This is a genomic window from Arthrobacter sp. 9E16, assembly GCF_002929435.1.
GTDB lineage: Bacteria > Actinomycetota > Actinomycetes > Actinomycetales > Micrococcaceae > Arthrobacter_B > Arthrobacter_B sunyaminii.
On record NZ_PJIU01000001.1, the window covers coordinates 223,864 to 244,394 of the forward strand.

Annotated in this window: 21 protein-coding genes; 13 read left to right on the forward strand and 8 right to left on the reverse strand. The window is 66.9% G+C overall.

Annotated features, from left to right (window positions below):
• The first annotated feature begins 10 nt into the window (after positions 1-10).
• From CXR00_RS00995 to CXR00_RS01020, 6 genes are read left to right on the forward strand one after another with little or no spacing between them, the layout of a single operon-like run.
• Positions 11-1,354, forward strand: a complete 1,344-nt coding sequence (locus CXR00_RS00995) for a glycerophosphoryl diester phosphodiesterase membrane domain-containing protein (protein WP_104052553.1) — start codon at positions 11-13, stop codon at positions 1,352-1,354.
• Positions 1,355-1,389: 35 nt separating this feature from the next.
• Positions 1,390-2,034, forward strand: coding sequence for a DUF4129 domain-containing protein (locus CXR00_RS01000; RefSeq protein ID WP_181035562.1), 645 nt, complete (start codon positions 1,390-1,392; stop codon positions 2,032-2,034).
• Entirely contained in the window at positions 2,031-3,251 is a 1,221-nt protein-coding gene (locus tag CXR00_RS01005) for a DUF4350 domain-containing protein (RefSeq protein WP_104052555.1), read from the forward strand. Before CXR00_RS01000 ends, CXR00_RS01005 begins: the two co-directional genes overlap by 4 nt.
• Positions 3,248-4,357, forward strand: a complete 1,110-nt coding sequence (locus tag CXR00_RS01010) for a MoxR family ATPase (protein ID WP_104052556.1) — start codon at positions 3,248-3,250, stop codon at positions 4,355-4,357. The genes CXR00_RS01005 and CXR00_RS01010 overlap by 4 nt, the downstream gene beginning before the upstream one ends.
• A gap of 14 nt (positions 4,358-4,371) precedes the next feature.
• Positions 4,372-5,664, forward strand: a complete 1,293-nt coding sequence (locus CXR00_RS01015; RefSeq protein WP_104052557.1) for a DUF58 domain-containing protein — start codon at positions 4,372-4,374, stop codon at positions 5,662-5,664.
• 3 nt (positions 5,665-5,667) lie between these two features.
• Positions 5,668-6,369: a DUF4166 domain-containing protein gene (locus CXR00_RS01020; RefSeq protein ID WP_104052558.1), complete on the forward strand. Its 702-nt coding sequence runs from the start codon at positions 5,668-5,670 to the stop codon at positions 6,367-6,369.
• Positions 6,370-6,376: 7 nt separating this feature from the next.
• Here the strand turns inward: CXR00_RS01020 and CXR00_RS01025 are convergent, their stop codons facing one another.
• From CXR00_RS01025 to CXR00_RS01040, 4 genes are read right to left on the reverse strand one after another with little or no spacing between them, the layout of a single operon-like run.
• Positions 6,377-7,486: a hypothetical protein gene (locus tag CXR00_RS01025; RefSeq protein WP_104052559.1), complete on the reverse strand. Its 1,110-nt coding sequence runs from the start codon at positions 7,484-7,486 to the stop codon at positions 6,377-6,379.
• Positions 7,470-7,850: a chorismate mutase gene (locus CXR00_RS01030; protein ID WP_104052560.1), complete on the reverse strand. Its 381-nt coding sequence runs from the start codon at positions 7,848-7,850 to the stop codon at positions 7,470-7,472. Before CXR00_RS01030 ends, CXR00_RS01025 begins: the two co-directional genes overlap by 17 nt.
• A 59-nt stretch (positions 7,851-7,909) precedes the next feature.
• Entirely contained in the window at positions 7,910-9,064 is a 1,155-nt protein-coding gene (gene mnmA / locus CXR00_RS01035; protein WP_104052561.1) for a tRNA 2-thiouridine(34) synthase MnmA, read from the reverse strand.
• Positions 9,061-10,308 carry a cysteine desulfurase family protein gene (locus CXR00_RS01040; RefSeq protein WP_104052562.1) on the reverse strand — a complete coding sequence of 416 codons (1,248 nt, stop codon included), beginning with the start codon at positions 10,306-10,308 and terminating at the stop codon, positions 9,061-9,063. Before CXR00_RS01040 ends, mnmA begins: the two co-directional genes overlap by 4 nt.
• A gap of 144 nt (positions 10,309-10,452) precedes the next feature.
• Between CXR00_RS01040 and CXR00_RS01045 the strand changes: the two genes are divergently transcribed.
• The 7 genes from CXR00_RS01045 (at position 10,453) to CXR00_RS01075 (ending at position 15,968) form a co-directional block, all read left to right on the forward strand.
• The gene (locus CXR00_RS01045; protein WP_146068452.1) at positions 10,453-11,124 is read left to right on the forward strand and encodes a uridine kinase; all 672 of its coding nucleotides are present in this window, start codon (positions 10,453-10,455) and stop codon (positions 11,122-11,124) included.
• 153 nt (positions 11,125-11,277) lie between these two features.
• Positions 11,278-12,240 carry a J domain-containing protein gene (locus CXR00_RS01050; protein ID WP_181032444.1) on the forward strand — a complete coding sequence of 321 codons (963 nt, stop codon included), beginning with the start codon at positions 11,278-11,280 and terminating at the stop codon, positions 12,238-12,240.
• A 22-nt stretch (positions 12,241-12,262) separates the two neighbouring features.
• On the forward strand, positions 12,263-12,730 hold the full coding sequence (locus tag CXR00_RS01055) for a tRNA (cytidine(34)-2'-O)-methyltransferase (protein WP_104052564.1): 468 nt from the start codon (positions 12,263-12,265) through the stop codon (positions 12,728-12,730).
• 8 nt (positions 12,731-12,738) lie between these two features.
• The gene (locus CXR00_RS01060; RefSeq protein ID WP_104052565.1) at positions 12,739-13,539 is read left to right on the forward strand and encodes a trans-aconitate 2-methyltransferase; all 801 of its coding nucleotides are present in this window, start codon (positions 12,739-12,741) and stop codon (positions 13,537-13,539) included.
• A gap of 117 nt (positions 13,540-13,656) precedes the next feature.
• The gene (sigK, locus tag CXR00_RS01065; protein WP_104052566.1) at positions 13,657-14,307 is read left to right on the forward strand and encodes an ECF RNA polymerase sigma factor SigK; all 651 of its coding nucleotides are present in this window, start codon (positions 13,657-13,659) and stop codon (positions 14,305-14,307) included.
• The gene (locus CXR00_RS01070; RefSeq protein ID WP_104052567.1) at positions 14,300-15,091 is read left to right on the forward strand and encodes an anti-sigma factor; all 792 of its coding nucleotides are present in this window, start codon (positions 14,300-14,302) and stop codon (positions 15,089-15,091) included. The genes sigK and CXR00_RS01070 overlap by 8 nt, the downstream gene beginning before the upstream one ends.
• A 118-nt stretch (positions 15,092-15,209) precedes the next feature.
• Positions 15,210-15,968 carry a TipAS antibiotic-recognition domain-containing protein gene (locus CXR00_RS01075; protein WP_258060238.1) on the forward strand — a complete coding sequence of 253 codons (759 nt, stop codon included), beginning with the start codon at positions 15,210-15,212 and terminating at the stop codon, positions 15,966-15,968.
• A 72-nt stretch (positions 15,969-16,040) separates the two neighbouring features.
• Here the strand turns inward: CXR00_RS01075 and CXR00_RS01080 are convergent, their stop codons facing one another.
• The 4 genes from CXR00_RS01080 to CXR00_RS01095 all read right to left on the reverse strand — a co-directional run bounded on the left by CXR00_RS01080 (position 16,041) and on the right by CXR00_RS01095 (position 20,348).
• On the reverse strand, positions 16,041-16,805 hold the full coding sequence (locus tag CXR00_RS01080; protein WP_104052568.1) for a PIG-L deacetylase family protein: 765 nt from the start codon (positions 16,803-16,805) through the stop codon (positions 16,041-16,043).
• Positions 16,806-16,809: 4 nt separating this feature from the next.
• On the reverse strand, positions 16,810-17,754 hold the full coding sequence (locus tag CXR00_RS01085) for an electron transfer flavoprotein subunit alpha/FixB family protein (protein WP_104052569.1): 945 nt from the start codon (positions 17,752-17,754) through the stop codon (positions 16,810-16,812).
• 56 nt (positions 17,755-17,810) lie between these two features.
• Positions 17,811-18,659, reverse strand: a complete 849-nt coding sequence (locus tag CXR00_RS01090; RefSeq protein WP_104052570.1) for an electron transfer flavoprotein subunit beta/FixA family protein — start codon at positions 18,657-18,659, stop codon at positions 17,811-17,813.
• 171 nt (positions 18,660-18,830) lie between these two features.
• Positions 18,831-20,348, reverse strand: a complete 1,518-nt coding sequence (locus CXR00_RS01095; RefSeq protein WP_104052571.1) for a S1C family serine protease — start codon at positions 20,346-20,348, stop codon at positions 18,831-18,833.
• Between the last annotated feature and the right edge of the window lie 183 nt (positions 20,349-20,531).

The window sequence follows — 20,531 nt, forward strand, 5'->3', positions numbered from 1 at the left end:
GGGGGACACCTTGGGTCAGGACAATCACAGCGGCGGAGATCCGCGGGAGCAAAATGACGACGGCGGGATCCCCGGCATCCCGCCGGCGCCGCGTCCGGGCGGCTCCCCGGAATGGCAGCCGCCGCAGTGGAACCAGCCCCCGCAGCCGCAAAACCCGTGGAACCAGCCCCCGCAGCAGAACCAGTGGAACCAGCCGGGCACACAGTGGAACCAGCCCGGCGGCTTCCCGCCCCACCAGCCCAACCAGCCCTGGGGGTTCCCCGGCGCCCTGCCGCAGGGCGGCTGGACGCCTCCGCCCAAACCCGGCATCATTCCGCTGCGGCCTCTCGGCCTGGGCGAGCTTTTGGACGGTGCTTTCCAGGCCTGCCGGAAGAACCCTGCCGCAACGTTCGGAACGGCACTGCTGATCCAGGCCGTCATCTCACTACTGACGTACCTGTTTATCGGCAGCCTTGTGCCCGATGCCTTGTTCAGTCCGGACTTCGACGACACCGACTTTGAGTCCGTCGAGTCGAACGCTGCCTGGTCCGTGACCGGTTTGTCCCTTTTGGGTGTTATCTCCGTAGTGGGAGTCCTGCTGTTGCAGGGAGTGCTGGTGGTGCCCCTGGCGCGGTCCATCCTGAATCTCAAGACCGGTTTCGCGCAAACGTGGAGGCTTTGCCGCTCCCGGCTGCTTGCGCTGGCAGGAATGGGGCTGCTGCTGACCGTGGCCTTCGTTATCGGGCTCGCGGTTTTCGGTGTGCTGGTGGGACTGCTGGTAAGTGTCCTCGGCGCAGCGGGCGTTCCTGTCCTGATTCTGGGCTTCCTGGCCCTGATCGCCGTGTTCGTCTGGCTGGGGGTCAAGCTGGCCTTTGCTCCGGCGGCACTGGTCCTGGAACCCGCGGGGATCTTCGCGTCGCTTCGCCGTTCCTGGCAGCTGACCAACCGCAACTTCTGGCGTTCTTTCGGGATCCTTGCGCTGACGGCCATTCTGGTCTCCATCATCTCCTCGGTCATCAGCGTTCCGGTGCTCCTCATCACCAGCCTTGCCGGAGCTTTTGGCAGCGGCTCCGGCACAGATGCCGGAACAGTGGTGGCGCTGTTTGCCTTGAATGCGGCCCTCACCACCTTCTTCAGCGCCATCGGTTACGCCTTTCAGGCCGCGGTGACTTCGCTGCTGTATGTTGATCTCCGAATTCGGCGCGAGGGCTTTGACCTCACCCTGATGAAGGAGCAGGAGATTGCCGGGGTCACCCCGGATTTGGTGCCCGGACGGCACAGCGGCAAGCCCGGTGACGGCTTCGGCGGAATAACACCGCCCGGAGCGGGACCGGCACCCTACGGCGGAGCTCCCGGCACGGGCTACGGCGGATGATGCTGCGGGCGGCGGGGCCGGTGCAGGGGTTTGGGGTGCGGGAGGTCCCGGTGCTTCCCGATGCGGACCAGGGCCGGGAATGGGCTGAGCAGGAATTGTCCCGGCCCGTGTACCAGGCCGCCGAGCCCACCCTGCTGGAGCGTTTTTGGCGGTGGGTGGGCAACTTCTTTACCGAGCTCCTCAACGGCATTGCCGGTTTCGATCCCACCGTTGGCGTGGTTCTCCTGGCTGCCGGGGCGGCAGCCGTGTTGGCCGCAGCGGTGTTCCTGGTCCGCCCGCGGTTGAATGCGCGGCGCCGCCGGGAGGTTTTCGACTCAGGCGAAGTCCGGATCGCAGTGGATCACCGCAGGCTCGCCGAGGAGGCAGCCGCCCGCGCTGAATGGGACACGGCGGTGACCGAACGTCTGCGTGCCATCATCCGTTCGGCCGAGGAACGTGTTGTCCTCGAGCCCCGTCCCGGCCGCACGGCTGCAGAGGCGGGACATATCCTGGCCGGGTCTTTCCCCTCAGCCTCGGACGAAATCATCTGGCTGGCCCGGCGGTTCGACGACGTCCGGTACGGCCATCTGCCGGCCACCTCCGGTGACGCGGAGCGGGCCGGCGTTCTGGATGCTTTGCTGGAACGCCTGTCTCCCGCAGTTCCCTCCCCGGCCCGTAACACGTTGGCGGTGCCACGGTGAGCGCCCCGCACGCGGGCAGCGCACCCCCGGAAGCCGTTCCGGTACCCCCGGCAGGTCCGGACCGCAGTCCGACGCTCAGCGAAACCGTGCGGACCCGGCTGCGGGCGTGGCGACTGTGGATCATTTTGGGCCTGGTGCTGTGCTTCGTTGTCCTCCTGGCCGTCCTCGGGGGATCCGGCGATGACGATACAGCGCTCTCCCCCGCAAACCCCGCCCCCGCCGGTGCACAGGCAGCGGCAACGATCCTGGGCAACAGGGGCGTGGACGTTCAAGCTCCGGACTCCTATCAGGAAGCCGTTGACATGCTCCAACGCCGGGGCGGGCAGTCAACGCTGTTTCTGTACGACCCCAACGGCTTCCTGGGGGCGGACCAGCTCGCGGAGTTGAACGGCCTTGCCCGTCGGCAGGTGCTGGTGGAACCCGGCTTTGTCCAGCTCACCGAGCTCGCCCCGGAGATCCGCTCCGCCGGGGTGCTGCCGGAGCAGGACGCCGGTTTGGAGGCGCAGTGCGATGCTGCGGACGCCTCCGCCGCCCAAAACATCGACGCCGGCGGTTTGGCCTACCGCGGGCCGGTCACCTGTTTTCCCGCCTCCGACGGCGGCACCGGGGCAGGTTCGTACGCGGGCAACGACGACGGCAGCGTCATTGTCCTGGGCAATTCCGCGCTGCTGGCCAATGAGTCCCTCGCCAACCGGGGCAATGCGGCACTGGCACTGCGCACCCTGGGTTCCGCCGAGACCCTGGTCTGGTTTTTGCCCACTGTCTCGGATGTGCCGCCCGCGGAGGCACCTGCCGATTTCCGCACGCTGCTGCCCGGATGGGTGGATCCGCTGCTGCTGTGGCTGCTCGTGGTGGCGGCACTGGCGATGCTCTGGCGCGGACGCCGGTTGGGGCCTCTGGCCGCCGAACCGATGCCCGTGGTGGTACGGTCCGCAGAGACGGCGGAAGGCCGCGCCCGGCTGTATCAGGACGCCCGTGCAACGGACCGCGCGGCCCAAACACTTCGCGCCGCCGCGCTCACCCGCCTTGCCGCCCGGCTGCGGCTGGGGCCCGGAAGCAGCACCGACACGGTGGTCCGGGCGGTCGCCGCGTCCACCGGCCGGCCTGAGGACGAGGTTAATTCACTGTTGAACGGGGCTCTGCCTGCAGGCGATGCCGCGCTTGTTCAGTGGTCACAGGATTTGCAAGCCCTAGAGGAAGAGGTCACCGCATCATGAGCCAGCAGTACCAGCCGCAGCCCCCGGGAGCCCCGCCGTCACCGACGGCCCAGGTCAGTGCCGAAAAAATCAGGGCCGGGGAAGCGCCGGGACCCGGAGTTGCGGAGCAGGCCGCTCCCTCCGGGCCGGATGCCGGCCGGGATGTTGACCCGGGCACCGATCCGGTCCGCCAGGCCCTGCTTGACGTCCGCCGGGAAGTGGCCAAGGCCGTAGTGGGCCAGGATGCCGCGGTGACGGGGCTGATCATTGCGCTGCTGGCGCGGGGGCATGTGCTCCTGGAGGGGGTTCCGGGCGTCGCAAAAACTCTGCTGGTGCGTTCGCTCTCCGCCGCCCTGTCCCTGGATACCAAGCGGGTGCAGTTCACCCCTGACCTCATGCCCGGAGATGTCACCGGCTCGCTGATCTATGACGGCCGCACTTCGGAATTCTCCTTCCGGGAAGGACCTGTTTTCACCAACATCCTGCTGGCAGACGAAATCAACCGCACCCCGCCCAAGACCCAGGCATCGCTGTTGGAAGCCATGGAGGAGCGGCAGGTGTCAGTGGACGGAGTGTCTCGTCCGCTGCCCGATCCGTTCATTGTGGCGGCCACCTCCAATCCCGTGGAGTACGAGGGCACGTATTCCCTGCCGGAGGCCCAGCTGGACCGGTTCCTGCTCAAGCTGACCATGGACCTGCCCGGGCGGGACGACGAAATTGAGATCATCCGCCGGCACAGCGGCGGTTTCGATCCCCGGAACCTTGGTGCCGCCGGAGTCCGTCCCGTTGCCTCTGCTGCCGATCTGGAGTCAGCCAGACGCGCCGTCGCCGAGGTGGAGGTCTCCCCCGAAGTCCTCGGCTACATCGTGGACCTGGTCCGGGCAACCCGGAGTGCGCCGTCGTTCCAGCTTGGTGTCTCCCCGCGCGGCGCCACGGCACTGCTGAACACTTCCCGCGCCTGGGCCTGGCTCTCGGGGCGGCCCTTCGTCACGCCGGACGACGTCCAGGCACTCACATTGCCGGCGCTGCGGCACCGGGTGTCGCTGCGCCCGGAGGCACAGATGGACGGTGTCTTAGTCGACGGCGTGCTGGGCAGCATCCTGGCCACCGTTCCGGTACCGCGCTAGGTCGCCGGTCTCTGATGGCGATCTCCGGCCGGCTGGTCTTCCTTGCCGCAGCGGGTTCCGTGGCGGTCCTGCTCTTTCCGGGCGCTGCCTCGATCACGCTGTGGCTGGTGTTTTTGTGCGCCGCTGTCGGCGTTGATCTGGTGGCGGCTGCATCGCCGCGCTCGCTCACCCTGGAGCGCACCGTTCCGGGAAGCGTTCGGCTGACCGAGCCTGCCGCCGCGGTCCTGACTGTCCGCAACACCGGCACCCGTACCCTTCGCGGCAGCTTCCGGGACGGCTGGCAGCCTTCGGCCGGTGCCCTGGACCCTGTGCAGCGGATGCAGATACCCGCGCATGAAGCCCGCCGCTTTGAGGTGCGGCTCCTTCCGGAGCGCCGGGGTGACCTGCACAGTGAATCCGTCACTGTACGCAGCTTCGGTCCGCTGGGTCTGGCCGCCCGCCAGCGCACCCTGCCGTGCCCCGCAGTGCTGCGGGTTCTCCCCCCGTTCCACGCCAAACGTCACCTGCCGTCGAAACTGCGGCGGCTGCGGGAGCTGGACGGCAACACCACGGTGCAGATGCGGGGTGCAGGAACGGAATTCGATTCCCTGCGTGACTATGTGCGCGGGGACGATGTCCGGTCCATCGATTGGCGTGCCACGGCCCGCCGGCGGGACACCGTGGTGCGGACCTGGCGTCCGGAGCGTGACCGGCGCGTGGTGCTGCTGCTGGATACTTCCCGCACGTCGGCTGCCCGGATTGGCGATGAACCGCGGCTGGACACCGGCATCGAAGCCGCCCTGCTGCTGGCCATGCTGGCCTCCGGCGGTGCCGACCGGGTGGACTTCCTGGCCTTTGACCGGCGGATCCGGGCACGTGTCCAGTCCGGGGGAAAGGGCAACCTCCTGCACCGCCTCGTTTCGGCGATTGCCCCGCTGGACGCCGAGCTGATTGAAGCTGACTTTTCCCTGGTGCCCGGTGCCGTCCAATCCGTCTCCACCCGCCGTTCGCTGGTGGTGCTGATAACTGCCCTGGATTCCGGCGCACTCGAAGAAGGGCTGCTGCCGGTGCTGCCGCAGCTGCTGGACAAGCATGTGGTGGTGGTTGCCTCGGTCCGGGACCCGGAGCTGGAGGAACTGCGGCGGCAGCGGACAACGGCCACCGAGGTGTTCCGCGCAGCAGCGGCGGAGCGTGCCCTTCTGGACCGGGCAGCGGTCAGCGCCCAGCTGCGGTCCATGGGTGCCGAGGTGGTTGACGAAACCCCGCACGAGTTGCCGCCCAAGCTCGCGGACCTCTATATCCGGCTCAAAGCTTCCGGAAGGCTCTAGATCATGGCTCCAGCCGAACCAGCAGCGGTTCCCCGCTCCGTTTACCGCCAGGTCCTCGGATCGGACTTCGAGCGGCTCCAGCCCGCGCTGCAGGAGTACTTCTCAGCAGCGGCCGGCGGCGGCGTGTACGGCGAGGGAGAGGGCGTTTTCGAAACCGCCGGCTGTCCCCGGCCCTGGCTGCGGCCGCTGCTCAAACTAGTTCCGGTATCGAATGCGTTCTTCCCCGATTACGGCACCGGCATTCCCTTTACCATCCGCAACTACCCGCATCAGGATCCACAGGGCAGGCCGTCGCTGACCGCGGTGCGGACCTTCCGGTTTCCCGGCGGCAACCGGACCTTTGAGGACACCACCACGCTGACCGGTCCGGGGCATCTGACTGATTATCTGGGACGGAAACGAAATCTGGCCACTGATTTGGTGCTGTCCGTGACCGGGGAAGGGCATCTGCTCATGGATTCTCCGCGCAGCCGGCTGTTCCTGGGCCCGCTGCGGCTTCCGCTGCCTGGCTTTGCTGCTGCGGACGCACATGTGGAGCAGTGGTACGACGACGGCGAGGGCGTCTTCCGCATCCGCACGCGGGTGGTGCAGCGGCAGGTGGGTACCATCTTCGTCTACGAAGGAAGCTTCACTTACCGGCAGCAGCCCTGGGACGGCGAACTTCCGGCCGAGGCAGTGCCTTCCCGCTGGGAGCGGCGGGTATAAGAGCCGGTTAAGTTCCGGTGCCCCAGCCCTCGGCGGCCACCTGGGACAGCGCCTGCGCAGTCTGCGTGAGCCGGCTCAGGGCCTTCCGGGCGGACGACGGCGATACCTCCGCCAGCTCGGCGGCCGGTGTCAGGCGAAGCGCCGGAAGCGCGTTGGCCGACAGGCCGATTTTGGTCCACGGCCGCAGTACATCCTCCACCAGGGCTTTCACTTGGCGGGGCTCAGCGTTCCCTGCCGGTTCCGGCAGTATTCCCAGCCACAGCGACTTTCCGCTTTCGACCGCTTCCGCAATTCCTTCCCAATCCGCTCCGGTAAGCCCGGCGGCAGGCAGGGCCGCGCCGGTTGCGCCCGCCCCCAGTGCCAGGGCAAAAGGTGTCTGGGCTCCGGGGCGAAGCACCGCGGAGCGTCCGGTCTCCGGCAGGCGCAGGACGATCTGCTCAGCCCCCGCAAGGGTCAGTGCCTCCATGAGCTGGCCCCAGGCGGATGACACTTCCGTGGCCGGCACGGAGCGCAGTGTCCGGTAGCCGCTGGCCGTGGGAATGGCGCCGCCGAGAATTTCGGCGATGTCGGGCTCATCGAGCTGGACGATAATGCCGGCGTCCGGTGCGGCTGTGCGTGCACGCGCCACATAGTCCACTGCGCCTGCGGTAAGTGACTGCAGCAGTTCCCGGCGGGCTCCGGCGTCAGAGAGGGCACGTTCGCCGTTGTGCAGGTAGAGACCGGCGGCCAGGGACAACGGACCGCGCAGCGAAATCTTCAGCTGCCTGCCCGGGGATTCCTCGGCGCCCACAACATCGGCGAGGGCATTGAGATCCTGGCTCAGCAGGGAGACTGCCCTGCGGTGGTCCTTTCCGGGCCGGGGCACCAGGCGCCAACCGTGCGGCTGGAGGTCCACGGCGAGGTCCACGAGCAGTGCGGCGGTCCGCCCCAGGGCGTCGGCGCCCGGACCGCGGTGCGGCAGTTCCACCAGGAACGGAAGATGCGGCGCACCGAGCTCACCGCGGATGATTCGGGTGGCTTCCACCGGGTCATCGCCCGGCCACGAGCCTAAGGCAGTGGCCGTGACGGTGGTGGATTCCGGCTGCTTAGTGTCCGTCTGGTTAGAGTCCTGCTGCATTGCTGTTGCCGCCGTTGTGGTTGTCGGAGATCGCCTGGTGGTGCCGGATGACCTCGCTGATGATGAAGTTCAGGAACTTTTCCGCGAAGGCCGGATCCAGGTGGGCGTCCTCGGCGAGCCGGCGCAGCCGGGCAATCTGGGCCACTTCCCGTCCCGGGTCAGCAGGCGGCAGATCGTGCTCCGCTTTCAGGTACCCCACCCGCTGGGTGGCCTTGAAACGTTCCGCGAGGAGATACACCAGAGTTGCATCGATGTTGTCGATGCTGCTGCGGACAGCCAGCAGTTCCTGCATAACGTCGTCGGAAATTTTACCGGCGAGGGAACTGGCAGCGGGGTCGAACTCATCTGCGGATGTTTCAGTCATGGCTCCAGTCTAGAGTCCGGCCCGCGTGCGGCAGAGCACGTTACGCCGGCCCGCCCGGATCAGGACACCGCGGCGGGATCCCATTCCAGCGAACGTGCCGAATCGATCGTGGCCTGGCCCAGGACGCGGGTGCCCTGGTAGATAACCATGGACTGGCCCGGAGCAACGCCGCGCATCGGTTCGTTCAGCCGGACGACAAGCTCCTCGCGGACGCCGCCGTCGGCCTCATCGGAGGCAACATCTTCCATCCAGCCGCGGGCGGCCACGGGATCGCCGTGGGCACGGACCTGGACCATGCAGTCAAACTGGGTGCGGGCCTCAATCTCGGGGATCGGCAGGCCGGCCCAGGAGATCTTGATGCCGCGCATCTGGTCGATGTTCAGCAGCTTCTCCGGCCCCACGACCACCTTGTTTTCCTTGGGCCTGATTTCCAGCACGAAGCGGGGCTTGCCGTCGTCGGCCGGGCGGCCCAGCTTCAGGCCCTTGCGCTGGCCCACGGTGAAGGCGTTGGCTCCGGGGTGCGTGCCGATCTTCTCGCCGGAGGAATCGACAATGTCGCCCTCCGTCATGTCGATGCGCTCTTCGAGCCAGCCGCGGGTGTCACCGTCGGGGATGAAGCAGATGTCGTGGCTGTCCGGCTTGTTGGCCACGGACAGGCCCCGCCGTTCGGCTTCAGCGCGGACCTCGGCCTTGGACGGGGTTTCGGCCAGCGGGAACATGGAGTGCTTGAGCTGTTCGTGCGTGAGCACGCCCAGGACGTAGGACTGGTCCTTGGCCCAGTCCGCGGCACGGTGCAGCTCCGGGTTTCCGTCGGCGTCGGTGATCACCTTGGCGTAGTGGCCGGTGCAGACGGCGTCGAAGCCCAGGGCCAGTGCCTTTTCCAGCAGGGCGGCGAATTTGATCCGCTCATTGCAGCGCATGCAGGGGTTGGGGGTGCGGCCGGCGGCGTACTCGGCGACGAAGTCATCCACCACGTCTTCCTTGAACCGCTCGGAGAAGTCCCACACGTAGTACGGGATGCCCAGGATGTCGCAGGCCCGCCAGGCGTCGCGCGAGTCCTCGATGGTGCAGCAGCCCCGGCTGCCGGTGCGCAGGGTGCCCGGCATGCGGGACAGCGCCAGGTGGACGCCGACGACGTCGTGCCCGGCTTCCACTGCTCGTGCTGCGGCTACAGCGGAGTCCACTCCGCCGCTCATTGCTGCCAAAACCTTCATGAAGTAAAACCTGTTCCTGCTGTTTGGATGCTGCTGACGTGGGAAGCCATACCGGCCTTTTTGGCCCGCTCATAGGCTTCGGGAAGTGCGTTCAACAAGGTGTCAACGTCTGCGGCCGTGGTTGTATGCCCGAGGCTGAAACGCTGCGCACCGCGGGCCTCGGTCTCGCTCAGTCCCATGGCCAGCAAAACGTGTGAGGGCCGGGGAACTCCCGCCGTGCACGCCGAGCCGGTGGAGGACTCCACCCCGGCCAGATCCAGCAGGAACAGCAGCGAATCGCCTTCGCAGCCCGGAAACGTGAAGTGGGCATTGCCCGGCAGCCGGCGTGGCCTGCCTTGCTGGCCGGTATCCCCGCTGTGGTCCTCCCGTGCGCCCCGAAGCACTGCGTCCGGAATTTCGCGCTCCACCCCGGCGATCAGCGTGTCCCTCAGGTTCCGCAGGCGGGCGGACTCAGCGGGAAGGTTTTCCGTGGCTTCACGGGCTGCAGCGGCGAAGGCCGCAATGCCGGGGGTGTCCAGGGTTCCGGAGCGGATGTCCCGCTCCTGCCCGCCGCCGTGCATCACCGGCGTGAGTCTCACGGCCCGTCCAACGACGAGCGCCCCGACCCCCACCGGTCCGCCGATCTTGTGACCGCTGATGGCCATGGTGTCCACACCGGCCGCCCGGAAGTCCACCGGCAGTGCGCCGAACGCCTGCACGGCGTCGGTGTGCACCGGCACCCCGTATTCGTGTGCCAGCGCAGTGAGCGCGGGAATGTCCTGGACCGTGCCCACTTCATTGTTGGCCCACATGACGGTCAGCAGGGCGGTGGTGTCTGCGTGGGCGGCAAGCTCGGCCCGGATGGCTTCCTCGGAGACCACGCCGTCCTGATCCACCGGCAGCCACACCACGGTGGCACCCTCATGCTTTTCCAGCCACTGGACGGTGTCCAGGACGGCATGGTGCTCAATCGGGGAACAGAGGATCCGGGTGCGGCGCGGGTCGGCATCGCGCCGGGACCAGTACAGCCCCTTGACGGCCAAATTGTCCGCCTCGGTTCCGCCGGAGGTGAAGATGATCTCCGAGGGGTGGCAGCCTGCGGCGGCGGCGAGCGCTTCGCGCGATTCCTCCACCACCATCCGGGCGCGGCGGCCGGAGCCGTGCAGCGAGGACGGATTGCCGCTGCGGCTAAGTTCTGACGTGAGTGCGGCGAGGGCCGAGGCCGAGATAGGCGTGGTCGCCGCGTGATCTAGGTACACGGGCACCTGATCATTCTAACGGGGATCGCAACCGATGCCGATTGGAACTGGCACAATGCCTCTGTGACCACTCCGCCTCCCCCGCCGGCGCTCCCGGTTTGCCCTGTGCCTGTCCGCCGGGCTGCGCTCCTGCAGAACCTGGCGGCATGCTTGTCCGGCAGGTCCCCCGGCTGCCGGGTATTCGCGGCGGTGGACGGCGTTGACGGCTCCGGGAAAACAACCTTTGCAGACGCCCTGGCTGCCGAGCTGGCCGGTGCCGTGAACCCGCGGCCGGTGATCCGGGTGTCGCTGGATGACTTTCATCACCGCCAAGGCATTCGGTACCGGCGCGGCCGACGTTCGGCAGCCGGCTTTCGCCATGATTCCTACAACGTGGAACAGTTTCGGGCCTACGTCCTCGACCCGCTGAAGCCGGGAGGCGGCGGGAGCTACCGGCCCGCCGGGCACAGCCTCGTCACCGACGCCGTCCTGTCCCCGCCCGAGCTGCCCGCCCCCGCCAACGCCGTCGTGCTGGTGGACGGACTCTTCCTGCACCGCCGCGAACTGGCGGCGGATTGGGACTTCTCGTTGTTCCTCGACGTGCCGTTTCCCGTGACCGCGGCTCGGATGGCTCAGCGCGACGGAACGCCGGCGGATCCGAATGATCCGGCCATGCACCGCTACGTGGGCGGCCAGCGTCTCTACTTCGCTGACACGGATCCCGCGGACCGGGCCACGGTGGTCGTGGACAACACCGATCCGGACCACCCGCGGGTCATCCCCGCTGCCGCGGCGAGTTATCACTCTGTCCGCAGAGTTGCCCGGTCCGTCCGGGAAACATAGTTCACCCTTCCAGCGTTATAGCTGGTGCAGCCTTATGGCTGCCGGTTTGGCCGGTGACGCTGCCAACCTGAGAGAATGCAACCGCTGTGAAACCTGCGGCGCCATCCGCGCGCTGTGCCTGCCGGGTCTTCCGGCCCAATGAGAGGATCCGCTGTGAGCCCGTCACCCAAGACGCTGTATGAGGTTTTGGGTCTTACCCCCTCGGCCACAACGGACCAGATCAAGGCGGCCTACCGCAAAGCCGCACGCGCCACCCACCCGGATCACGGAGGCAGTGCCGAAACGTTCCATGTCATCGCCGAGGCGTACGAGGTGCTGTCCAACCCGGAGCAAAAAGCGGCGTATGACCTGAGCCTGGGCCGCGGCTCCGGCGGGCGGCCCGGAGCCGCGTCCAAACCGGCGTCCTCCGCCCGCACCGGCTACACCCGCGGCGGATCACCCTCCCCCGACGAGGCCCTGGCCAAGACCCCGCGCTTCGTCCCGGACTTCTCCCCCGGTTCCCCGCCGGTGCTGCCGCTGGCACTGGCCGGACAGCAGGTCCACGGATCCCCCCGCAGGCCCGGGTTCATGGCGCGTCTGGGCTCCGGTGCGGGCGCCCGGTACGACGGCGAGGTCCTCACCATTCGCCTGCTTGAACGCACCCTGCTGCCGGATTATCCGGCAGGACGGCTGGTCAACGGCCTGCACCTGCCGGACCGCTCTCCCCGCGGCGGCAACCTCAACGTGGGCCATGTGCTCCTGGGCGGCTACCGGATGGCCGTCCTTGAATCCCAGGTTGCTTCTCCCGGCAATTACAGCTGGGACGGCCGGCACCTGCGCTACCGCGGCAAGGAGGTGTCCATTAACCGGCTTCCGGATGCCGTGCGCACCCTCCAGGACCGCTTCCCGGAGTGCAACGTCAGCGGCTGGGTGGTGCTGCACAGCCCCAACGGCAATCCCTTTGAACCCGTGATCGACTATCCGCCCTCGCTGAGCCGCAGCGCCCCCGCCATGGTTCACGTCGCCAATGCCGGAACCCTCCAGCGCGAACTCAAGCGGTTCTTTAGCGAAGGACCACAGGCCAACGCGGTGCAGCTCCCCGTGCTTGGCGGACTCCTCGATGCAACGGTCCGCTAGCTGCCGGGCTTAGGATGGGGTTGTGTTCCGCATCCTCTTCCACACCCCTGAAATCCCCGGCAATACCGGCAATGCAATCCGCCTGGCCGCCATTACCGGAGCCGAACTCCACCTCGTTGAGCCCCTGGGCTTTGAGCTGGAGGATTCCAAGCTGCGCCGCGCAGGGCTGGACTACCATGATCTGGCCGTCCTCCACGTGCACCCCACCCTGGAGGCCGCGTGGAAAGCCCTTGCTCCGGAACGGGTCTATGCCTTCACCTCCGACGGTGACACGTCCTACACGGACATCGCCTATCAGCCCGGCGATGTGCTGATGTTTGGCCGCGAATCCGTGGGACTGCCCGAAGAGGTAAAGCAGGACCCGCATGTTACCGCGCGTGTCCGCCTGCCCATGCTGCCGTCCCTGCGCTCCCTGAACCTTGCCAACTCCGCCTCCATCGCCGTCTACGAAGCCTGGCGCCAACACGGCTTCGCAGGTGCCCAGCTCTAAGGACTCCCATGCCCGAGATCACGATTGGCTCCGCGTTCGACGACGGCGCCGCCGACTTTGAGCGCCTGGCACCTTCGCTCTGGAACCCGATGGGCAACGCCCTGGTGGCAGCTGCCGAGATTGAGGTTGGCCACAGGATCCTGGATGCGGGCTGCGGCACCGGAGCAACCACCATCCCCGCGGCACAGTACGCCGGCCCGGACGGGCGGGTGGACGGCGTCGATCTTTCGGCACAGATGCTGGCCCTGGCCCAGGCGAAAGCCAGCACCCTCTCCCTCGAGAATGTTGTCCTGCATCTGGGCGACGCCGGTGCGTGGACCGGGGACGAGCCGTACGACGTCGTGCTGTCCGCCTACTCGATCTTCTTCCTTCCGGACATGGACAAGGGAGCAGCTCACCTGGTCTCGAACCTGCGCCCGGGCGGCATGCTGGCCCTGAGCACGTGGGCGGAAGGTGCCCTGAGCCCGTTTACCGATCTTTTAGTGCAGGAGTGCCGGCGCGAGCGGCCCGAGCTGACGGGACTGATTTCCGGGGCACGGGACAACACCGAACGCCTGAACACGCCGGAGAAACTTACCGCTTGGCTCGAGGGTTTCGGACTCCAGGACATCAAGGTTCTCTCCACTCCGGCGCAGGTCCAGCTCAACCAGTCCCTGGCCTGGTCGCTGGTGATGGGCAGCGGACTGCGCTTCCTCCTGCCGGAGGACGAGGAAGCCGCTGCAAGGGTGAAGACCGCCTTCTTGGCGCAGCTGGGTGAGGAGTACAACCTGAATGCCGATACACTGATCGCCTCCGCCCGCCTCCCCTAGAATCCTTCGGGAACTGCCGCCGGGAGACCGCCCCATCCATTCCGCCTCCGGCAACGAATAGGGGGCATGGAAACTCAGGGAGCCGCAGCCACGGGTTTCCCCCTATGCTGGAAGCCTATGGACAAGCCGAACCAGGGACGGCCCTCCGCCGCGCAGGCCTCCATTCCGGAGCGCGCCGCCGAAGCCGCGCAGAACCACGGGCAACAGCCCGTCCCCCAGCCTTCGCTGGAGTCACTGCTGGCGGGGATTGCCGGCGGCAGCCGTGGTGATTTCGAGCGCTTCTACGCACTGACATCACGTCGTGTCTACGGGTTGGCCCGCCGGGTGCTCATTGATGCCGAGCTCAGCGAGGACACCACGCAGGAGGTCTACCTGCAGGTGTGGACCAGCGCTTCCCGCTTCGATCCCGCCGTCGGTTCGCCCCTGGCCTGGCTGCTGACGCTCGCCCACCGCCGCGCCGTTGACCGGGTCCGTTCCGAACAGAGTTCCGCCAACCGGGAGGCCCGCTTCGGCGCCGCCATGCAGGAACCGGACTATGACAATGTGGCGGACACCGTCGCTCAGCGGCTCGATGCCGAAGCGGTGGTGGAGTGCCTGGAGTCCTTGACCGACACCCAGCGGGAATCGGTTCGCCTCGCCTACTACGGCGGATTCACCTACCGCGAGGTCGCGGAAAAACTGAATGCCGCAGTGCCAACCATCAAGTCGCGGATCCGCGACGGACTCATACGACTGAAGAAATGTCTGGGGGTGCCCGCAAATGCCTGAAAACAGCTTTGATGCCTCCTCAGATGCCCTCTACACAGACTTGGCCGACGGCCGGCTGCTGGAATGGGCTGAGGTTTATGCCCTGAACGCCCTGCCCGACAACGACCGGCAGGCAGTGGATGCCGCCCTGGAACGGGCAGACCCGGGCGTCCGCCGGTCCTTCCTCCAGCGTGTCTGGGCCACGCGCGAAGCACTGGCCGGAGGCTACCGGGCCGAAGCCGCTCCGCCCGAAGACCTCTTGGAACGGATCATGGCCCGGCTGCCGGAGCAGGAGGATTCCGCTCCCGCCCCGGATCCCGGCGACGAGCTTGCCGCCCGCCGCAGCCGCCGCCCGCCCCTGGGCCGCGCCGGCCGCTGGATCCTTGCCGGCGCCGCAGCCGCCGCAATCGTTGTGGGAGGCGTGACCGTCAGCAATCTTGGACAACCGGATTCGGTGAGCGAGGAAGTGCTGCAAGCCTCCGACGTGCAGCAGCGCACCATTGACCTTCCCACCGGAGGTACCGCGGAAGTGGCCACCTCCAAGGGCAAGGACGCCGCCGTCGTCACCCTCAGCGGAGTCCCGGCCCCGCCGGAAGGATCGGTCTACCAGATGTGGCGCGTCCCGGCCGACGGATCCGATCCGGTGTCGGTGGGTGTCATGACAGGCGAGGAAGTCTCCGGAACCAAGGCCACGGAACTGACGGACATTGATCCCTACAGTGCGGTGGCGCTGACGGTGGAGCCCGACGGCGGTTCGCCGACGCCCACACCGCCCATCCTGCTGGTCATCCCCTTCGCGGCCTGAGACCCCTTGCCGGCCGCTTGACGTTGACGCTGCGTCAACGCCTAGCGTAAGGAGAAGCAGCCGGATCCCCCGGCTGCACATCCCGGCAGGAGCTGAAAATGATGCCCAGGGGACGGCTGTGAAGTCCCGGCACAAGGATGCCTGGCCCATCTCCGAGGTGGCACGCATGGCCGGAGTTTCGTCGCGGACGCTGCGCCATTACGAGGAACGCGGTTTGCTCTCCCCGGCTTTTACCGGCCCCAACGGATACCGGTTCTACCGGATGGAGGAATTGCTGCGGCTGCAGCGGATCCTGCTGCTGCGCCGGCTGGGTCTGGGACTGGACTCCATCGCGTCCGTCCTGGCCGGGCAGATCGATGAGGCTGAGGCATTGGCGGTCCACCACCGGTGGCTGCAGGAGGAGAGCCGGCGCCTGGCGGAGATGGCAGCGACGGTCCGGGCAACACTGGATTCCTTGGCGCAAGGAGGAACCATGGACGCGCAGGAACTGTTCCGGGGATTCGAAGAAAACCCCTATGAGGATGAAGCCCGGCAGCGCTGGGGCAATGCCCGGGTCGAGTCCAGCAAAGAAAAACTGGAATCGCTGGGAAAGGACCGGCAGCAGGAACTTCTGCAGGAGGCCCGAGCCATCAACGCGGAGCTTGCCGCCTGCCTGCGCGCCGGACTGGCACCGTCGGATCCTCAGGTCGGTGCCGTCGTCGCGCGCCATTACCGGTGGGTCTGCGCCGGCTGGACTCCCGACCGCGCAGCTTACAAGGGTCTGGGTGAGCTGTATGTGCAGGACAGCCGCTTCACCGCTTTTTACGACAGTGAAGCGCCTGGGCTGGCGGCCTACCTGGCTGAGGCCATCGGTTTCTGGGCCGAGGCAAACCTGTAGCGGATCAAGGACCCCTCCCACCGGTACAGCACAAGGACGGCTGCGGTCGGCATGAGGGAGCCGGTGCAGACGTCAGAACCCGGCGATGGTCTGCTCGGTGTTGACTCCCACCACATGAAAAACTTCGGCGCTGGCACCGTCGGGGAGCCCAAAACGGCGGGCGTTATCACGAAGCATGGACTTCACCGCAGCTTCCATCCTGCCAATGTCCGGATGCTGGCTGGCGTGTACCCGGATCGCTGCCAGTTTGGTTTCAACCAGCCCGCTGATATCCACGGCATGGTTTTCCCGTTCCCGCGGAGCACCGTAAAACCACAGCCACGGGACCTTGAATGCTTCCAGGCCCTGTTCCGCCAGCCGCGGGAAGGCAAAGGGATTCTCCGCCGCCGGATATACCGCCCGGGTGACGATCTCGCCGCAGGCCAGATGGTCGGGATGGCTGGCCTGGATGCGGTCCCAGTTGCGTTCGGGATGCATGGAAAGCACGACGTCGGGGCGGACTTCGCGGATCAGCGCGACAACCTGCTCCACCACTTCGGGGGTCACCGCCAGGAAGCCGTCGCGTTCACCCAAGAACCGGATGTCCCGCACACCGGCGAGTTCCGCGGCTGCCTGCTGTTCGCTGCTGCGCAGCTCCGTTACTTTGTTTCGGTCTCCGGGCTCGAAACCCCCGGCGTCACCGGCGGTCATGATGCAGTACGTGACCTCGGCTCCTGCCGCGGTCCAGCCCGCCACGGTTCCGGCGGCACCGAAGTCGATGTCGTCCGGATGGGCGGCGAAGGCCAGCACACGCTGCACCCGGGGAACCTCTTGCTCTTGTTCCTGTGCCTGAGTCATGGAATCAGGACCTGCGCTTCTTGATTTCCTCGGTGGCCTGCGGCAGGACTGAGAACACGTCCCCCACGATTCCGAAGTCCGCAATTTCAAACACGGGTGCATCGGCGTCCTTGTTGACCGCCACAATGACCTTTGCCGTCTGCATTCCGGCTTTCTGCTGAATGGCGCCGGAGATGCCCGCCGAGATGTAGAGCTGCGGAGAGACCGTCTTCCCGGTCTGGCCCACCTGGGCGGAGTGTTCAATCCAGCCGGCGTCGGTGGCTGCACGCGAGGCGCCCACGGCACCGCCCAGCGCGTCCGCGAGGTTTTCCACCGGCGTGAAGTCACCGTCCATTCCGCGTCCCCCCGCCACAATCACCCTGGCTTCGGAGAGTTCGGGACGGCCGCTGACCCGCTTCTCGGTGCGGCCCGTGACCCGTGCAGCGGGACCGGCGTCGGGGACGGCAACCCGGCGGCGTTCCGGAGCCGCGGGAGCCTGCGCCGGAACCGGCTCAACGCTGTTGGCTTTCACCGTGATGACGGGAATTCCGGCCTGTACCCGGCAGGTGGAGGTGTAGGACCCGGCCAGCACCGATTTCGTCACTGAAAAGTCCGGAGCAACGGCCACGGCGTCCGTAATGACGCCGGAACCCAGTTTTATGCCTGCACGGGCCGCCACCTCGCGGTCCTCGAAGGAATTCCCCAGCAGCACCCCTGCAGCGCCTGCGCTCTGGGCGGTTTCGGCCAGGAAGGCGGCCTTGGCCGCGATCAGGACGTCCGGCAGTTCCGCTGCGGGTTCGTAGACGGCTGCGACGCCGTAATCCCCCAGAGCCTGCAGCGCCTCATCGCTGAGGGCACGGGGGCTGGCCACCGCAGGCTCCCCCAGCCCGCGGGCAATGGTCAGCAATTCGCGGCTCGCCCGCGGCAGCGGCAGACCCGGTACATCGATAAAGACGAGGACAGAGGCCATGGTGGGCTCTCCTTAGTGCTTCGGGCGCAGCCGGGGCAACGCCGGTGAAAGGATTGTCAGATCAGTTTGGAAGCGGCCAGGAAGTCCACCAGTGCAACCCCGGCGCTGCCGTCGTCGGTAATGATGGTTCCGGCTGAACGCGGCGGTCGGGGCGCGGAGGCGGCCACGGAGGTCCAGGACCCGGCCAACCCTGTTTGCTCCGGTTTGATGCCCAAATCCTGCAGGGAAAGAACCGTGATGGTCTTTTTCTTGGCGGCCATGATGCCCTTGAAATTGGGGTAGCGCGGTTCGTTGGCCTGATCAGTCACCGAAACCAGTGCCGGCAGCGGTGCTTCGAGCGTCTCCGAGAAGGAATCGCCGTCCCTGCGGGCACGGACCGCGGGAGCGCCGTCAACATCGCGCACCTCAATCTCGGAGGCAAAGGTGATTTGGGCCAGCTGGAGACGCTCCGCCAGCTGCGCCGGAACCAGGGACGTCTCTCCGTCCGTAGACGCCATTCCCGTCAGCACCAGATCCGGCATTGCCGGGGCACCCGGCGCGCCGGCGGCGTGCTGCACCGCAGCGGCGAGCACCAGCGAAGTTGCCGCGGCATCGGAAGCGGCCAGAGCGGCGTCGTTCACGTGAACACCCTGGTAGGCACCCATCTGGAGGGACTTCTTCACCGCGTTAACCGCGGCATCCGGACCCATGGTCAGTGCAGTCACCATGTTCCCGGCCGACTGGCCCCCGCGCGCCTCGGCCAGCTGCAGCGCCGCTTCAAGGGCGTACTCGTCCAGCTCGGAGAGGATGCTCTCGGAACGGTCGAGCGTGTGAGCGGGACCGGAAAGGTGCCGGTCAAACTGGGCATCGGGCACGTGCTTTACCAGGACAACAATATTTAGCGGCCTGTCGGCTGATTCCTGCATGCGGAACCTTTCTGCGTGTGAGATCCTTCCGGACTCGGCTTCGCCGGGTCCGGGACCAGCCGCCGGGGCGGCAAACTTAAGCTAATCACACCGGGAGGCAGCCCCGTGCCCGCCCCCGAACACGGGTGGACCCGCCCTTCCCGAAGAAGAGCGGGTCCGTAGTGCATGGAGTTACTGGTCTGCGGAGTTGCCCAGCGTCACGTCCGTGCTGTCCGTGCGGCCGCCGCTGGTGTAATCGATGGTGACCTTGGTGTCTGCTGCCTGCATCCGGATGGCGGCGGTCAGGGACTGCGCATCGGTGACCGGGATTCCGTTTACTGCCGTAATGACGTCACCCTTTTTGAGTCCTGCCCGGGCCGCCGGGGTTCCGCTGGCCGGGTTCTCGGCCACCTCGGCGCCCACGGTAAAGGCCGAGGAGCTGGAGGCCACCGCCGGAGTGACCGAGACACCCAGGAAGCCGTGGGTCGCAGAGCCGCTGTCGATGATCTCATTGGCCACCCGTTCCGCGTAGCTCATCGGCACTGCGAAACCGACGCCGATACTTCCGCTGTCCTCGCTGGCGGACGCAATGGCCACGTTGACGCCGATAACCTCGCCCTCCGTGTTGACCAGTGCGCCGCCGGAGTTTCCGTGGTTGATCGCCGCGTCCGTCTGGATGACGTCCAGATAGATGGAGCCTTGAGCCGCACTTTGGCTTTGGCTGGACCCGTCCGGCGGAGCAAAACGGAACCCGTTGCCGTCATTGTCCTGGCCGGTTCCGCCGTCCGCCGGGGATTCCGGGGCCGCGGAAGACTGAACGCTGATGGTCCGGTTCAGCGTTGACACGATGCCGTCCGTTACCGTGCCCGCCAGTCCCAGCGGAGCACCGATGGCAATGACGGTGTCCCCCACGTTCAGATCGTTTGAGTCGCCCAGGCTGGCCGGGGTCAGGTCGGACGCATCCACTTTGATGACAGCCAAATCGGAGACGGGGTCGGTTCCCACTACTGTGGCGGAGAACACACGGCCGTCATGGGTCTGAACTTCGACGGACGGGGATGCAGCAGTCCCGCCCAGAGTGACTACGTGCGTGTTGGTCAGGATGTGTCCCTCATCGTCCAGGATGATCCCGGAACCAGTGCCGGAACTGCCGCTGGCGGAGACATCGATGGTGACAACGCTCGGCGAGGCTTTCACGGCGGCCGCAGTCACCGCGTTGACGCTGTCATCGTTGTTGACCACAACAGTCTGTGCCTGGCCTGTGCTTTGCGGAGAGGAATCGTTGTCCATCAGTGCGTCAGCACCCACTGCAACGCCGCCGCCCAGCAGACCGGCCAGCACCATGCCGGTGATCAGGGTGCCGGCTCCGAACCGACGCGGCGAACGCTCCTGCGCCGGCTGGTGACCGGAACCGTAGGGATCCTGCCCGTAGCCGCCGGTCGAATAACCGCCGGTTGACCCTCCGCCGCCGTTACCGGTGGCGCCAAAGCTGCCGCCGTAACTGCTGCTGCCGGAGGCCGACGGCGCATGGGCAGGCGGCTGCTGGGGCGCCTGTGGCTGAGCATGCCTGGCCGCAGCATCGGGGAACTGCTGGGTCTGACCCTCGTTTGCCTCACCCGCCGCTGCACCCTCGGACGAAGCAGGCGGGGCAGGCGGACGGGGAGGAATCGGACGCTGCGGACCCTCGGTGCCCCCGTATTGCTCAGACATGTGCTGTCCTTTCCAAATCAATGTGCCCGTGGAAGTGTGAGGCTTCCTCAACTATGACAGTACTTTCTGTGACGATTGATGGAGGTTCCTGAACAGTTCCTGAAAGCTTGCCGAAAGACATCCAGCCTTCTCCATGGTGGACTCGGTATGTTGGCGAACAATAGAATCAAACCAGGAACCGGC